The 15831-nt window shown below is 69.6% G+C and carries 10 protein-coding genes; 8 read left to right on the top strand and 2 right to left on the bottom strand.

Going from position 1 to position 15831, the window contains the following annotated elements; all coding sequences use genetic code 11:
* Positions 1-9: 9 nt before the first annotated feature.
* The 8 genes from ACA514_RS33550 (at position 10) to ACA514_RS33515 (ending at position 13895) form a co-directional block, all read left to right on the top strand.
* Positions 10-1305 (top strand): MCE family protein, encoded by a 1296-nt coding sequence (locus tag ACA514_RS33550; protein ID WP_375045278.1) that lies wholly within the window; start codon positions 10-12, stop codon positions 1303-1305.
* The gene (locus ACA514_RS33545; protein ID WP_375045277.1) at positions 1302-2663 is read left to right on the top strand and encodes an MCE family protein; all 1362 of its coding nucleotides are present in this window, start codon (positions 1302-1304) and stop codon (positions 2661-2663) included. The genes ACA514_RS33550 and ACA514_RS33545 overlap by 4 nt, the downstream gene beginning before the upstream one ends.
* Positions 2660-4132 carry an MCE family protein gene (locus tag ACA514_RS33540; RefSeq protein ID WP_375045276.1) on the top strand — a complete coding sequence of 491 codons (1473 nt, stop codon included), beginning with the start codon at positions 2660-2662 and terminating at the stop codon, positions 4130-4132. Before ACA514_RS33545 ends, ACA514_RS33540 begins: the two co-directional genes overlap by 4 nt.
* A gap of 10 nt (positions 4133-4142) precedes the next feature.
* Positions 4143-4631 (top strand): hypothetical protein, encoded by a 489-nt coding sequence (locus tag ACA514_RS33535; RefSeq protein ID WP_375045275.1) that lies wholly within the window; start codon positions 4143-4145, stop codon positions 4629-4631.
* A complete protein-coding gene (locus ACA514_RS33530; RefSeq protein WP_375045274.1) occupies positions 4628-5701 on the top strand; it encodes a hypothetical protein in 1074 nt (357 codons plus the stop codon). The genes ACA514_RS33535 and ACA514_RS33530 overlap by 4 nt, the downstream gene beginning before the upstream one ends.
* 383 nt (positions 5702-6084) lie before the next feature.
* Entirely contained in the window at positions 6085-9552 is a 3468-nt protein-coding gene (gene rpoB, locus ACA514_RS33525; protein ID WP_375045273.1) for a DNA-directed RNA polymerase subunit beta, read from the top strand.
* Between the two features lie 20 nt (positions 9553-9572).
* Complete coding sequence (locus tag ACA514_RS33520) at positions 9573-13445, top strand: DNA-directed RNA polymerase subunit beta' (protein WP_375045272.1); 3873 nt, start codon at positions 9573-9575, stop codon at positions 13443-13445.
* A 192-nt stretch (positions 13446-13637) separates the two neighbouring features.
* A complete protein-coding gene (locus tag ACA514_RS33515) occupies positions 13638-13895 on the top strand; it encodes a hypothetical protein (protein WP_375045271.1) in 258 nt (85 codons plus the stop codon).
* 74 nt (positions 13896-13969) lie between these two features.
* On the opposite strand, the gene ACA514_RS33510 is transcribed toward ACA514_RS33515, so the two are convergent.
* Positions 13970-15175 carry a CU044_5270 family protein gene (locus ACA514_RS33510; RefSeq protein WP_375045270.1) on the bottom strand — a complete coding sequence of 402 codons (1206 nt, stop codon included), beginning with the start codon at positions 15173-15175 and terminating at the stop codon, positions 13970-13972.
* Complete coding sequence (locus tag ACA514_RS33505) at positions 15168-15743, bottom strand: RNA polymerase sigma factor (protein WP_375045269.1); 576 nt, start codon at positions 15741-15743, stop codon at positions 15168-15170. The genes ACA514_RS33510 and ACA514_RS33505 overlap by 8 nt, the downstream gene beginning before the upstream one ends.
* Between the last annotated feature and the right edge of the window lie 88 nt (positions 15744-15831).

The following is a 15831-nucleotide window of genomic DNA, read 5'->3' as shown; positions in this document are numbered from 1 at the left end:
GGTTCCCCCGTGCGTAACTCCGCGTTGATACTTCGCCTGGGCGGCGCGATCCTCGCCGTCGCGGTGCTGGCGGCCGCGCTCGTCCTGCTCTTGCAGGAGCCCAAGCAGCGGCACATGACGGCGTACTTCACCAAGACCGTCGGCCTCTACAAGGGCGCCGAGGTGCGCATCCTCGGCATCCCGGTCGGCGAGGTCACCAGCGTCAAGCCGGTGGGCGACTCGGTGAAGGTCGGGCTGAGGTGGGACGCCAAGTACAAGGTCCCGGCCGGCGCGCAGGCCGTCATCGTCAACCAGACGCTGGTCGCCGACCGCTACATCCAGCTGACCCCCGTCTACACCGGCGGGCCCGTGCTGGCCGACGGCGCGACGCTCGGCACCGACCGCACCGCCGTCCCCGTCGAGGTCGACCAGGTCAGCGGCAGCCTCAACGACCTCACCAAGGCGCTCGGCCCGCAGGGCGCGAACGCCGCCACCCCGGACAAGCAGCAGGGGTCGCTGTCGCGGCTGCTCCAGGTCGGCGCGCAGAACCTGCAGGGGCAGGGCGACGACATCCGGCAGACGATCGCCGACACCTCGCAGATGCTGAGCACCCTGAGCACCGACCGCGGCGACATCGCCACGACGATCAAGAACCTGCGGGTCATCACGGACACGATGAAGGCCAACGACCAGCAGATCCGGTCGTTCAGCACCCACCTGAACGGCGTGTCGAGCCAGCTGGACGGGGAGAAGGAGGAGCTGAGCGCGGCCCTCAACACCCTCGCCCCGACGCTGCGGAACGTGCAGACGTTCATCAAGCAGAACCGCACCGAGCTGTCCTCGAACGTCCGGCAGCTCGCGCAGGTCACCGGCGTGCTGGTGAAGGAGAAGGACGCGCTGGCCGAGGTGCTGACCGCCGGCCCGCTGGCCATCAACAACCTGGCCCGCGCCTACGACCCGATCAGCGGCACCATCCACACCCGCGACAACTTCCGCCAGTTCAACAACCTCGCGGACTGGGTGTGCTCGCTGGCCTACTCGGTCGGCACGCCCGCCAAGCAGTGCCTGGACTTCGTCAAGCCCTACAACGGCATCGGCAAGGCGCTGGCCGGCGTCAGCCTGGACCTGTCCTGGATCACCGCGCTGACCACGCACTACGACCCGGTGCCGATCCCGCCGGACGCCTACGGCCCCGGCGGCCGCAGCGGCTCCAAGAGCACCGGTTCCAAGAGCACGAAGACCACGAGCACCAGGACCGCCAAGACGGCGACCACGCCGCACGACCCGAAGAGCATCACCTCGCTGCTGCCCGGAGGTGCCCGATGACCAGGACACCGCGCAGGCGCGGCGGGACGGCCGTGTCCAGCGAGCGCAGGACGATGCCGCGCCGGACGAAGCTGCTCGGCGCCGCGGTGCTCGCCGGCGTGACGGCCCTGTCGGGCTGCTCGTTCAACGGCGTGTCGTCGCTGCCGCTGCCCGGCGGCCCCGACCTCGGCTCCGACCCCCGCACCGTGAAGATCGAGTTCACCAACGTGCTGGACCTGGTGCCGCAGTCGGTGGTCAAGGTCAACGACGTCTCGGTCGGCAAGGTCACCAAGATCGACCTGGCCGGCGGGTCGGCGGGCTGGCACGCCGTCGTCACCGTCAAGGTCCGCCGCAGCATCGACCTGCCCGACAACGCGGTCGCCACGATCAGCCAGACGAGCCTGCTCGGCGAGAAGTTCGTCCAGCTGGCCGCGCCCACCGACCAGGCGCCGACCGGGCACCTGAGCTCCGGCGACGTGATCCCGCTGTCGCGCACCGGCCAGGGCACCGAGATCGAGGAGGTGCTGTCGGCCATGTCGCTGCTGCTGAACGGCGGCGGCATCGAGCAGGTCGCCACGATCAGCCACGAGTTGCAGGCCGCGATGAGCGGCCGCGAGGGCACGATCCGCGCCGTCCTGCAGCGGGTGAACACCTTCGCCGGGACGCTGGACACCAACCGCGCCGCGATCACCCGCGCCCTCGACAGCATCGACCGGCTCACCGGCAAGCTGTCGGACGAGCGCAAGACGATCACCGACACGATCGACGAGACCGGCCCCGCCATCACCGTGCTCAAGCGCAACCGGGCCGACCTGACGAAGATGCTGGTGGCGCTGAACAAGCTCAGCCGCACCACCACCGACGTGATCGACAAGTCGCAGGCGAACTTCGTGGCGAACCTGAAGGACCTGAACACGATCCTCGGCAACCTGAACAAGGCCGGCTCGGACCTGCCCAACGCGCTGCAGTCGCTGATCACCTTCCCGTTCCCGCCGACCTTCGCCAACGTCATCGAGGGCGACTACGGCAACGTGAAGCTGACCGTCGACCTGGACTTCAACGACCTCGCCCAGAACCTGCTCGGCGGCACCGACCTGGAGAACCAGCTCGGCAGCGGCAAGCAGATGCGCAACATGCTGCAGGTGCCCAACGTGACCCTTCCCGACTCGCCGCTCGGCTCGCTGCCGCAGTCGTCGCCCGGCGGCGCCGGCGGCTCCGGCGGCGGGCTGCCCGGCCTGCCCGGCGCGCCGACGCCGACACCGACGCCGAAGACGACCAAGAAGTCCGGCTCCGGCGGCGGCACCGGCAGCCGGACCGGCGCCCTGGCCCCGGCACCCGGCGACGACGGTCTGCGGACCCTGATGGGGGGCCTCTGGTGATCCTCAAGCGCGGCGTCATCATCCAGCTGATCGCCTTCGCGGTGATCACGATCGTCGGCGTGACGATCGTGCTCGTGAACTACATCGGCGTCGGCCGGCAGCTGCTCGGCAAGCAGTACACCGCCTACGTGGACCTGACCGACTCCGGCGGCGTGTTCACCAACGCCGAGGTCACCTACCGGGGCGTCCCGGTCGGCCGCGTCGGCCCGATGTCGCTCACCGAGGACGGCATCCGGGTGAAGCTGGTGCTGGAGCGCGGCAAGCGGATCCCGCGCGACGGGACCAAGGCGATCGTGGCGAACCGGTCGGCGGTCGGCGAGCAGTACATCGACCTGGAGCCCACCAGGAAGACCGGCCCCTACCTCGACCAGGGCGACGCGTACACGATCCCCAAGGAGATGACGACGCTCCCGGTGCGGACCGAGGAGCTGCTCCGCAACGTCGACCAGCTCGTCGGGTCGGTGAACACCAAGGACCTCGGCACGATCGTGGACGAGCTGGACAAGGCGTTCAACGGCTCCGGGTCGGACCTGCAGTCGATCCTGGACGACACGCACCGGCTGCTGCAGACCGCGAACCAGGCGTACCCGGACACCAAGCAGCTGCTGGACAACAGCGTGACGGTGCTGGACACCCAGCGGTCCGAGGCCGCCAACATCCGCGGCTTCGCCCGCAACCTCAACGACTTCACCGCCTCGCTGCGCAAGGACGACCCGGCGCTGCGCAAGACGATCGACAACGCCCCGGCCGCGGTCGACGAGACCCACAAGGCCATCGACCAGCTGTCCCCGACGCTGCCGACGCTGCTGGCGAACCTGGCCACGACGGGCCAGGTCATCACTTCCCGGCAGAACGGCCTGCGGTCGCTGTTCATCCTCTACCCGGTCGAGGTGGCGGGCGCGTTCACCGTCACCCCCGGCGACGGCACCCAGCACCTCGGCCTCGACCTGAACATCAGTTCGCCGCCCGCGTGCACCAAGGGCTACGAGGGCGTGAAGCACCGCTGGCCGCAGGACACCTCGCCGCGCGACGTGCCGCTGAACGTCGGCTGCAAGGCCCCGCACGACTCGTCCACGGCCGTGCGCGGCGCCCGCAACTTCCCCAAGGACGCGCTGACGCCCGTCCCGGCGCTGCCCCCGGGCGCCACCACCGGCGCCGGATTCCCCGCAGGCGGCGCCTACGGGACGGGCAGCGGCTCCAAGTCGTCCGAGGCGAAGGGCAAGGGCTCCGGCGACGGCCAGGCGAAGGGCAAGGCCGCCGCGGCGGCGGCCCCCACAGGCCAGCTGTCGGATGGGCGGCTGTACCTGTCCTATCCGGCTAATTCAGTCGAATTCGCTGGATACGATCCGTCGACGGGCGCGGTCTACGGCCCGGACGGCAAGAAGTACGTCATGCCACGTACCGCCGGCAATCGTGAGTTGGGAGACTCCTCGTGGAAGTGGCTGATGCTCGGACCCCTGAGCCAATGAGGCGGGGCCGATGAGACGCCTCTGGCCGCAGATCACCACGATCGCCCTCGGTGTGCTCGTCCTCGCGCTCGCCGTCGTCACCGGCGTGTTCGCCGTGCGCGTCTACCACGGCAAGGAATCCGCCGACCAGCGGGCGAAGGCGACCCAGTCGGCGCGCCAGATGGGCGTCAACCTGATGACGATCAGCTCCTCGTCCGCACAGAAGGACATAGACCGGATCATGTCGGGCGCCACCGGCGACCTGAAGAACAAGCTCGGCTCCCAGTCCAAGACGCTCATGGACACGCTGACGCAGACGCAGGCCAAGTCGACCGTCAGCCAGGTCGAGGCCGGGGTCGTCTCCATCGACGGCGACTCCGCCGAGGTGATGGTCTCCCTCAACGGGACCGTCACCAACCCGAAGGTCAAGGACGGCGCCCAGCGCGCCTACCGGTACCTGATGGAACTCAGCCGGGTCGGTGACCGCTGGCTCGTCGCCAACCTGGAGGTGGTCCCGTGACCATGCTGGGCCGGGGCAAGCGCTCCGCACCGCAGAAGGACAAGGACCGCCCCGAGGACGACAAGACCCGCAAGGCCGCCGCGCAGGCCACCAAGGCCGAGGAGGCCGCGGAGGCGGCCCGCCTCGCCGAGGAGGCCGCCGCGCGCGCCCGCGAGGCCGCACGCCTGGCCCAGATCGCCGCCGACGCGGCCGCGGCCGACGTCGAGGACGCCGAGGACGCCCAGGAGGAAGAGGCTCCCGCGAAGGCCGTCAAAACGGCTGTGAAGCCTCGCCGCACAAAGAAGGCCCCCGAAACCGCGCCGGAGGCCGACGACCCCGCAGCGGACGAATCAGCCACGGAAGAGGCCGCCGCCACCGAGACCGAGGCCGAGGAAGACGCCGACGAGGCCGAGGCCGACGTCAAGCCGGCCGACGCCGAGGACGCCCTCACGACCGAAGCCGACGAGGACGAGGACGAGGACGAGGACGAGGACGAAGGCGACGAGCCCGAGGACGAGGCGGAGCCCCGCAAGCCCAAGAAGGCGCTGATCCTCAAGAAGGCCGCCAAGACCGGCGCCGTCGACGACGAGCCGCGCCGGCGCGTCGGCACCGGCCGGTTCACCCTGCTGGCGGTGATGACCGTCCTGTTCCTCGCGCTCGGCACCGCGGCGACGCTGCTGGTCCTGAAGGACCACGAGCAGAGGGCGATCGACGACGCCCGCCGGGACGGCCTCGGGGCGGCCGCCAAGGCCGCCCAGGAGCTGTCGTCCTACGACTACCGGACGATCGACACCGACACCAAGGCCGCCGCCGCCATGACGACGGGCAAGCTGCACGACGACTACGTCAAGCAGCTCCCGTCCTTCAAGGCGCAGGCGACCGTGCAGCAGCTCGTCGGGACGACGACGGTGATGAAGACGGGCGCGGTCAGCGCCACCCCGGACAAGGTCGTGGTCTTGGTCTACGCGGACCGCTCGTCGGCCACCAAGAACGACAAGACGCAGCAGCTCCCGGAGTCGCTGCGGCTGAAGATGACGATGGTCAAGGTCCACGGCAAGTGGCTGGCCCAGAAGGTCGACGTCATCTCGTAGTCACCTCCGCGCGCGACCCCACGGGCGACCACCCACGGCAGGGTGGTCGCCCGCCGCGTTCACACCCGTCCCAGGAGTCCGGCCCCTCAGTAAACTATGGCCTTCCTCACTGCAGGTCAGGGCCCGAAAAGTCCAAGTCCGCTCTTGACTGCAAGGCCTGGAGGGGCGATGCTCCATGGCAACGTGATGCATACTGCGGCGCTAGAGTTGCGAGCGGTGTACCAGTCGGCTACACTGCCCCTTTGCGCTGCCCTCTGACTATCCACGTGTGAGAGCACTCCCGAGCGGGTCCGTTTTGGCCCCTAACGCACGGGTCTTGAACGTGGATCGTCTGGCGTGCGTGTCGTCAGTTACGCCGCGAGCCCTCGGAAGGACCACCACTCTTGGCAGCCTCGCGCAACGCCTCGAATACCGCAACCGGTCCGAACCGCGTCTCCTTCGCGCGCATCAAGGAGCCGCTCGAAGTCCCGGACCTCCTTGCTCTGCAGACCAACTCCGTTGACTGGCTGCTGGGCAATGAGAGGTGGAAGGCCCGGGTCGAGGCGGCCCAGAAGGCCGGAAGTAAGAGCGTCCCGACGCAGTCGGGGCTGGAGGAGATCTTCGAAGAGATCAGTCCCATCGAGGACTTCTCCGGAACCATGTCCCTCTCGTTCCGCGACCACCGGTTCGAGCCGCCCAAGTACTCCGTCGAGGAGTGCAAGGACAAGGACATGACCTACTCCGCCCCGCTGTTCGTCACGGCGGAGTTCATCAACAACACCACCGGTGAGATCAAGAGCCAGACGGTGTTCATGGGCGACTTCCCGCTCATGACCCCGAAGGGCACCTTCATCATCAACGGCACCGAGCGCGTCGTCGTCTCGCAGCTGACCCGCTCGCCCGGCGTCTACTTCGACCGCGCCCTCGACAAGGCGTCCGACAAGGACATCTACGGCTGCCGGGTCATCCCGAGCCGCGGCGCCTGGCTCGAGTTCGAGATCGACAAGCGCGACAACGTCGGCGTGCGCATCGACCGCAAGCGCAAGCAGCCGGTCACCGTGCTGCTCAAGGCCCTCGGCTGGGACGAGGCCCGCATCCGCGAGCACTTCGGCGCCTACGAGTCGATCAACGTCACCCTGGAGAAGGACCACACCTCCGGCCAGGACGACGCGCTCCTCGACATCTACCGCAAGCTGCGGCCGGGCGAGCCGCCGACCCGCGAGTCGGCGCAGACCCTGCTGGAGAACCTGTACTTCAACCCCAAGCGGTACGACGTCGCCAAGGTCGGCCGCTACAAGATCAACAAGAAGCTCGGCCTCGACCTGGACATGCGCCAGGGCACCCTGACCGAGGACGACGTCGTCGCCACGATCGAGTACCTGGTCCGGCTGCACGCCGGCGAGGACGAGGCCACCCTCGGGGCCGTCCCGGTGCCGATCGAGGTCGACGACATCGACCACTTCGGCAACCGGCGCCTGCGCACGGTCGGCGAGCTGATCCAGAACCAGGTCCGGCTGGGCCTGGCCCGGATGGAGCGCGTCGTCCGCGAGCGGATGACCACCCAGGACGTCGAGGCGATCACGCCGCAGACGCTGATCAACATCCGGCCGGTCGTCGCCTCCATCAAGGAGTTCTTCGGCACCAGCCAGCTGTCGCAGTTCATGGACCAGACCAACCCGCTGGCCGGGCTGACGCACAAGCGCCGCCTGAACGCGCTGGGCCCGGGCGGTCTGTCCCGTGAGCGCGCCGGCATGGAGGTCCGCGACGTCCACCCGTCGCACTACGGCCGCATGTGCCCGATCGAGACGCCGGAAGGCCCGAACATCGGCCTGATCGGCTCGCTCGCCGCGTTCGGCCGGGTCAACCCGTTCGGGTTCGTCGAGACCCCGTACCGCAAGGTCGAGGACGGCCGGGTCACCGAGCAGATCGACTACCTGACCGCCGACGAGGAGGACCGCTTCGTCATCGCGCAGGCCAACTCCCTGCTCAACGAGGACGGCACCTTCCAGGACGACCGCATCCTGGTCCGCCGCAAGGGCGGCGAGGTCGAGCTCGTCCCGGCCCGCGAGGTCCAGTACATGGACGTCTCGGCCCGGCAGATGACCTCGGTCGCGACCGCGATGATCCCGTTCCTGGAGCACGACGACGCCAACCGCGCGCTGATGGGCTCCAACATGCAGCGCCAGTCCGTCCCGCTGCTGCGCAGCGAGGCGCCGCTGGTCGGCACCGGCATGGAGTACCGCGCGGCGACCGACGCCGGCGACGTGATCACGGCCGAGAAGGCCGGCGTCGTCGAGGAGGTCTCGGCCGACTACGTGACCGTCATGAACGACGACGGCACCCGGACGACCTACCGCGTGTCCAAGTTCAAGCGCTCCAACCAGGGCACCTGCTTCAACCAGAAGCCGATCGTGGACGAGGGCCAGCGGGTCGAGTTCGGGCAGGTCGTCGCCGACGGCCCGTGCACCGACGACGGCGAGATGGCGCTCGGCAAGAACCTGCTCGTGGCGTTCATGCCGTGGGAGGGCCACAACTACGAGGACGCGATCATCCTCAGCCAGCGGCTGGTGCAGGACGACGTCCTCTCCTCGATCCACATCGAGGAGCACGAGGTCGACGCCCGCGACACCAAGCTCGGCCCCGAGGAGATCACCCGGGACATCCCGAACGTCTCCGAGGAGGTCCTGGCCGACCTCGACGAGCGCGGCATCATCCGCATCGGCGCGGACGTCGTCCCCGGCGACATCCTGGTCGGCAAGGTCACGCCCAAGGGCGAGACGGAGCTGACCCCCGAGGAGCGGCTGCTGCGCGCGATCTTCGGTGAGAAGGCGCGGGAGGTCCGCGACACCTCGCTGAAGGTGCCGCACGGTGAAGAGGGCAAGGTCATCGGCGTCCGGGTGTTCTCCCGCGACGAGGGCGACGAGCTCCCGCCCGGTGTGAACGAGCTGGTCCGGGTGTACGTGGCCCAGAAGCGCAAGATCACCGACGGCGACAAGCTGGCCGGCCGGCACGGCAACAAGGGCGTCATCTCCAAGATCCTCCCGGTCGAGGACATGCCGTTCATGGAGGACGGGACGCCGGTCGACATCGTGCTCAACCCGCTGGGCGTGCCCGGCCGGATGAACGTCGGCCAGGTCCTGGAGACCCACCTCGGCTGGGTCGCCTCCCGCGGCTGGAAGGTCGAGGGCGACGACGCCGACTGGAAGCGGGCGCTCAAGGAGATCGGCGCCGACGAGGCCGCGCCGTGGACCAAGACGGCCACCCCGGTCTTCGACGGTGCTCGCGAGAACGACGTCACCGGGCTGATCCAGAGCACCCTGCCCAACCGCGACGGCAACCGGATGGTGGGCCCGGGCGGCAAGGCGCGGCTGTTCGACGGTCGCACCGGCGAGCCGTACAGCGAACCGGTCTCGGTCGGCTACATCTACATCCTCAAGCTGCTCCACCTGGTCGACGACAAGATCCACGCCCGCTCGACCGGCCCGTACTCCATGATCACCCAGCAGCCGCTCGGCGGTAAGGCCCAGTTCGGCGGCCAGCGCTTCGGTGAGATGGAGGTGTGGGCGCTGGAGGCCTACGGCGCCGCCTACGCCCTGCAGGAGCTGCTGACCATCAAGTCCGACGACGTCCTCGGCCGCGTCAAGGTCTACGAGGCCATCGTCAAGGGCGAGAACATCCCCGAGCCCGGCATTCCCGAGTCCTTCAAGGTGCTCATCAAGGAGATGCAGTCGCTGTGCCTCAACGTCGAGGTGCTCTCCAGCGACGGCATGTCCATCGAGATGCGCGACACCGATGAGGACGTCTTCCGCGCGGCGGAGGAGCTCGGCATCGACCTGTCCCGGCGCGAGCCGAGCAGTGTCGAAGAGGTCTGATCAACTCAAGGGGAAAACAGTTGCTTGACGTCAACTTCTTCGACGAGCTTCGCATCGGCCTGGCGACCGCCGACGACATCCGCCAGTGGTCCCACGGCGAGGTGAAGAAGCCGGAGACGATCAACTACCGGACCCTCAAGCCGGAGAAGGACGGGCTCTTCTGCGAGAAGATCTTCGGCCCGACCCGGGACTGGGAGTGCTACTGCGGCAAGTACAAGCGCGTCCGGTTCAAGGGCATCATCTGTGAGCGCTGCGGCGTCGAGGTGACCCGCGCCAAGGTGCGCCGTGAGCGGATGGGCCACATCGAGCTGGCCGCGCCGGTCACGCACATCTGGTACTTCAAGGGCGTCCCGTCGCGCCTGGGCTACCTGCTGGACCTGGCCCCGAAGGATCTCGAGAAGATCATCTACTTCGCGGCCTACATGATCACCAGCGTGGACACCGAGCGCCGCGACCGCGACCTGCCGACGCTGGAGGCCCACATCTCCGTGGAGCGCCAGCAGATCGAGCAGGCCCGCGACGCGCAGGTCGAGGCCCGCCAGCAGAAGCTGGAGGGCGACCTGGCGGAGCTCGAGGAGGCCGGCGCGAAGGCCGACCAGAAGCGCAAGGTGCGCGACGGCGCCGAGCGGGAGATGAAGCAGCTGCGCGACCGCGCGCAGCGCGAGCTCGACCGCCTCGACGAGGTGTGGAGCCGGTTCAAGAACCTCAAGGTCCAGGACCTGGAGGGCGACGAGCTGCTCTACCGCGAGATGCGCGACCGGTTCGGCAAGTACTTCGAGGGCGGCATGGGCGCCGCGGCCATCCAGGCGCGGCTGCAGAACTTCGACCTCGACGCCGAGGCCGAGAAGCTGCGCGACATCATCCGCACCGGCAAGGGCCAGAAGAAGGCCCGCGCCCTCAAGCGGCTGAAGGTCGTCTCGGCGTTCCTCAACACCCGCAACAGCCCGCTCGGCATGGTGCTGGACTGCATCCCGGTGATCCCGCCGGACCTGCGTCCGATGGTGCAGCTGGACGGCGGCCGCTTCGCGACCTCCGACCTGAACGACCTGTACCGCCGGGTCATCAACCGGAACAACCGGCTCAAGCGCCTGCTCGACCTGGGCGCGCCCGAGATCATCGTCAACAACGAGAAGCGGATGCTGCAGGAGGCCGTCGACGCGCTGTTCGACAACGGCCGCCGCGGCCGCCCGGTCACCGGGCCCGGCAACCGTCCGCTGAAGTCGCTGTCCGACATGCTCAAGGGCAAGCAGGGCCGGTTCCGGCAGAACCTGCTGGGCAAGCGCGTCGACTACTCCGGCCGTTCGGTCATCGTCGTCGGCCCGCAGCTGAAGCTGCACCAGTGCGGCCTGCCCAAGCAGATGGCGCTGGAGCTGTTCAAGCCGTTCGTGATGAAGCGGCTGGTCGACCTCAACCACGCGCAGAACATCAAGTCCGCCAAGCGGATGGTCGAGCGCGCGCGCCCGGTCGTGTGGGACGTGCTGGAAGAGGTCATCACCGAGCACCCGGTCCTGCTGAACCGGGCGCCGACCCTGCACCGCCTGGGCATCCAGGCGTTCGAGCCGCAGCTGGTCGAGGGCAAGGCCATCCAGATCCACCCGCTCGTCTGCACCGCGTTCAACGCGGACTTCGACGGCGACCAGATGGCGGTGCACCTGCCGCTGTCGGCCGAGGCGCAGGCCGAGGCGCGGATCCTGATGCTGTCGACGAACAACATCCTGAAGCCGTCGGACGGCAAGCCCGTCACCATGCCCACCCAGGACATGGTCATCGGCCTGTACTGGCTGACGACGCAGAAGGACGGCGCCGACGGCGAGGGCCGCGCGTTCGGCTCGATCGCCGAGGCGATCATGGCCTACGACCGGCACGAGCTGGACCTGCAGGCCAAGATCCAGATCCGGCTGAAGGACGTCCCGCCGCCGCGCGGCTGGCAGGCGCCCGAGGGCTACGAGCCCGGCCAGCCGTACCGGCTGGAGACCACGCTCGGCCGCGCGCTGTTCAACGAGACGCTGCCGGACGACTACCCGTTCGTCGACGACGAGATCGGCAAGAAGCAGCTGTCGGCGATCGTGAACGAGCTGGCCGAGACCTACCCGAAGGTCGCGGTCGCCAACGCGCTGGACGCGCTGAAGGCGACCGGGTTCCACTGGGCCACCCGGTCCGGGGTCACCATCTCCATCGACGACGTCGTCACGCCGCCGAACAAGCAGGACATCCTGTCCGGCTACGAGGCGCGCGCGGAGAAGGTGCAGCGCGAGTTCAACCGCGGTCTGATCACCGACGACGAGCGCAAGCAGGAGCTCATCGAGATCTGGAACAAGGCCACCGCGGACGTCGCGGTGGACATGGAGAAGGCGTTCCCGAAGGCCAACCCGATCTGGATGATGATCCAGTCGGGCGCCCGCGGCAACCCGCTCCAGCTGCGCCAGATCGCCGGCATGCGCGGCCTGGTCTCCAACCCCAAGGGCGAGACCATCCCGCGTCCGATCAAGTCGTCCTTCCGCGAGGGGCTGTCGGTCGTCGAGTACTTCATCTCGACGCACGGCGCCCGGAAGGGCCTCGCGGACACCGCGCTGCGCACCGCCGACTCGGGTTACCTGACCCGGCGCCTGGTGGACGTCGCGCAGGACGTCATCGTCCGCGAGGTCGACTGCGGCACCGACCGCACGATCCCGTTCGAGGTCGCCGAGAAGCTGCCGGACGGCACGCTGGTCAAGCTGGCCACCTCGGAGACCGCGCTGGTCGGCCGCACGATCGCCGAGGACGTCGAGGTCGACGGGACGGTCATCTTCCCGGCCGACACCGACCTGTCCGACGCGGTGGTGACCCGGCTGGTCGAGGCGGGCGTGGAGTCGGTGCGCACCCGCAGCGCGCTGGTCTGCGAGGCGAAGATCGGTGTCTGCGCCGCCTGCTACGGCCGCTCGCTGGCCACCGGCAAGCGGGTGGACGTCGGCGAGGCCGTCGGCATCATCGCCGCGCAGTCCATCGGCGAGCCCGGCACCCAGCTGACCATGCGGACGTTCCACACCGGCGGTGTCGCCGGCGGTGACATCACGCACGGTCTGCCGCGTGTCCAGGAGCTGTTCGAGGCCCGCATCCCCAAGGGCGTGGCCCCGATCAGCGAGGTCGCCGGCCGGATCAAGATCGACGAGACGGAGAAGACCCGCAAGGTCGTCGTCGTCCCGGACGACGGCTCCGACGAGATCGCCTACCAGGTGCCCATGCGGTCCCGGCTGCTGGTCAAGGAGGGCGAGCACGTCGACGTCGGCCAGCAGCTCATCGCGGGTGCGATCAACCCGCACGAGGTGCTGCGCATCCTCGGCCCGCGCGCGGTGCAGCTGCACCTGGTGCACGAGGTCCAGGAGGTGTACCGGTCGCAGGGCGTGTCGATCCACGACAAGCACATCGAGATCATCGTCCGCCAGATGCTGAAGCGGGTGAACATCCTCGAGTCGGGCGACACCGAGCTGCTGCCGGGCGACCTGGTCGAGCGTCCGATCTTCGAGGAGCGGAACCGGAACGTCGTGGCCGAGGGCGGGGTCCCCGCCGCCGGCCGCCCGGTCCTGATGGGCATCACCAAGGCCTCGCTCGCGACCGAGTCGTGGCTGTCGGCGGCGTCCTTCCAGGAGACGACCCGGGTGCTCACCGAGGCGGCGATGCACGCCAAGAGCGACCCGCTGCTCGGCCTCAAGGAGAACGTCATCATCGGCAAGCTCATCCCGGCCGGTACCGGCATGCCGCAGTACCGCAACGTCCGGGTCGAGCCGACCGAGGAGGCGAAGGCGGCGGTGTACTCCGTCGGCTCCTACGACGACGGCGCCGAGTACGCCTTCGGGCAGGGCTCCGGCGAGGCCGTGCCGCTGGAGGAGTACGACTTCGGCCAGTACAACCGGTAACACCTGAACCGGGGGTCCGTCCCCCGGTGGCGAAGGCCCCTTCCGCAGCGGCGGGAGGGGCCTTCCGCGTGGTCCGGGCACGCGATCTACCAGCGCTTTTACCCGTTTTCTTGACCTTTGAGGGTGTTTTGCGGTGCCGTGCCCGGGGACGACCTCGATGCTGGCTAATGTACGCGTCGGGGGAGGAATCACATGAAGAGGGTCATTACCGCATCGCTGCTCGCCATGGCCGTCGTGGTCGGTGGAGTGGGTACCGCCAGCGCCGCCCAGCCGTCCGGGACCGACCAGAAGGCACCGGCGGGCACGCAGCAGGGCTGCCGCACGTACTCCAGCGTGAAGGAGTGCGGCAAGCTCAACCTGAACGCCAAGCAGCGCGCCTGCGAGGCCAAGTACGTCAAGCTGGGAATGACCCAGAGCCGAGCAGAGGTGGAGTGCCACGCCTTCAACTGACCGGCACATACGAAAAGGGCCCGCTCCACAAGGAGCGGGCCCTTTCGCGTCCGGCCGCGGTCAGCGGTACGGGGTCACCTCGGCGGAGCCTGGTCGGTCCACTGCGTGACCTCGAACGCCTCGTAGGACGCCAGGTCGCCGGGACGGCTGAACCGGTCGGGCATGTTCCTCGCCTCCAGCGAGCGCGGCTTACCGTCGTCCCCCGGGGGCAGCGCACGGCTGCCCTTCGGCGGCGTCGCCACCAGGTCCCGGACGGCCAGCAGCGTCCCGCGGGCCGGGTCGACGATCAGCTGGCGCGTGTAGGTGCCGAGCTGCTTGGGCGCGGTGAACAGGCCGAGCGGGACCGTGGTCCTCAGCGGCAGCGAGATCACGTTGCCGGTCCGGCCCAGCGGGTCGGAGGTCCGGCCCCCGGCGCGGACGCCGGGCTGCGCCGCGAGCATCCGGAACGCCGCCGCCCGCACCTTCGGCGGCGCGGGCGCCGTGGACAGCAGCGCGGTCGTCACGTCGCTCAATGCCCGGACGCGCTCCTGCCCCCGCAGGGCGCGGATCGGCTCCTTCTTCGGTTTCGCCGAGTACGCGTGCCAGTCGCCCCGCAGGTCCAGCAGCGCGTTCTCCAGCGCCTTCGGCTCCGTGGGCAGCCGCGCCAGCTTCGCGGGCGTCAGGCCGTAGGCCAGATCCTCCGGCGACGTGGGGAACGGGCTCTGGGGCGCGAAGGCGCGCTCCATGTTCAGCAGAACGGGGCCCGTCCCGCCTTCGGGATTGGGAACACGCGCCCACCCGGGCGCTCCCGCCGCCCGCCACTTCCGCGCGTCCTGTGCGGTGAGCGGGACGTCGACCGGGTCGAGGAAGGCCCTGCTCCCCCTGCCGTCACGACCCGTCCACGTCTCGTTGCCCTGCCGGGAGTCGACCTTGTAGAAGTCGCTCGCGCTCCTGCCGACGGCGAAGATCTCGCCGCTGACGCTCCGGGTGTGCCAGTACGCGCCGAGCGGGGCCTTCTCCGCGTTGGTGGCGGCGACCAGCAGCACGTTCCCCTCCGCCGGCGGATCGGTCCGATCCCGTGGGGCGTCGTCCCCGGGCTGCATCACGACGACGGCCGCTCCGGCGGCGAGGGCGGCCGCCAGCCCGCCCGCGAGCGGAAGGCGGAGGCGGCGACCGAGGGGCCGGGGAACGCGTACCGGGGAGCCGGCCGCCCGCCATTCGATCCGCCCCGCGAGCGAGTCGGGGGACTCCTCCTCGGCCAGGGCCGTCCGCATGCCGCGCAGCGCGTCCAGTTCATCCATCGTCGTCCTCCAGAGGCAAGGCCCTGCGGAGCTTCGCCCGGGCCCGGTGGATCTTGGCCTTGACGGTGCCGAGCGGCAGCCCGAGCGTCGTCGCGATCTCGCCGTAGGACATCTCGGCCCACGCCAGCAGCAGGACGACGTCCCGGTCCTGGGCGTTCAGCGAGGCCAGCGCCTTGGCCAGCGCGGGACCGAGCGCCGCGGCGGCGGCGCGGTCCCCGGCCCGGTCGGCGACGCCGTCCTCGGCCGGGTCCACGCCGGTCCGGGCGTAGGCCCGGAACATCCGCGTCTCCTGCCGGCGATGCCTGGCGATCAGGTTCGAGGCGATGCCCCACAGCCAGGCGCCGAAGTCCCCGCGCCCGTCGAACCTCTCCCGCTGCCGGAACGCGGTCGCGAACGACTCCGACACCAGGTCGTCGGCGAGGACGGGGCCGAGGCGCCGCCTGATGTAGGCGTGCAGCCGCGGCCCGTGCCTGCGGAACAGCTCACCGAACGCCTCCGGGGTGCGCAGCGACGCGGCGACGATCGCGGCGTCGTCCAGTTCGCCGGGGGCGCGGCTCACCACGGCCATGGGCGTCTCTTCATGGTGGGTCTCCATGACTCGGGGGTGCTGACGCCTCCTCTATCCCGGAGGCCGCCCGCCGGTTGCGCGCTCCGGT

This window comes from Actinomadura sp. NTSP31 (genome assembly GCF_041951385.1).
In the GTDB taxonomy this organism is placed as follows: Bacteria; Actinomycetota; Actinomycetes; order Streptosporangiales; family Streptosporangiaceae; genus Spirillospora; species Spirillospora napierensis.
Note: the sequence above shows the minus strand (reverse complement) of the source record. Positions and strands in the feature narration are given on the sequence as shown.

Coding starts and splice junctions, on each gene's coding strand:
- ACA514_RS33545 (WP_375045277.1), top strand. CDS start 1,302: ATGACCAGGACACCGCGCAGGCGCGGCGGGACGGCCGTGTCCAGCGAG.
- ACA514_RS33535 (WP_375045275.1), top strand. CDS start 4,143: ATGAGACGCCTCTGGCCGCAGATCACCACGATCGCCCTCGGTGTGCTC.
- ACA514_RS33515 (WP_375045271.1), top strand. CDS start 13,638: ATGAAGAGGGTCATTACCGCATCGCTGCTCGCCATGGCCGTCGTGGTC.
- ACA514_RS33510 (WP_375045270.1), bottom strand. CDS start 15,175: ATGGATGAACTGGACGCGCTGCGCGGCATGCGGACGGCCCTGGCCGAG.
- ACA514_RS33505 (WP_375045269.1), bottom strand. CDS start 15,743: ATGGCCGTGGTGAGCCGCGCCCCCGGCGAACTGGACGACGCCGCGATC.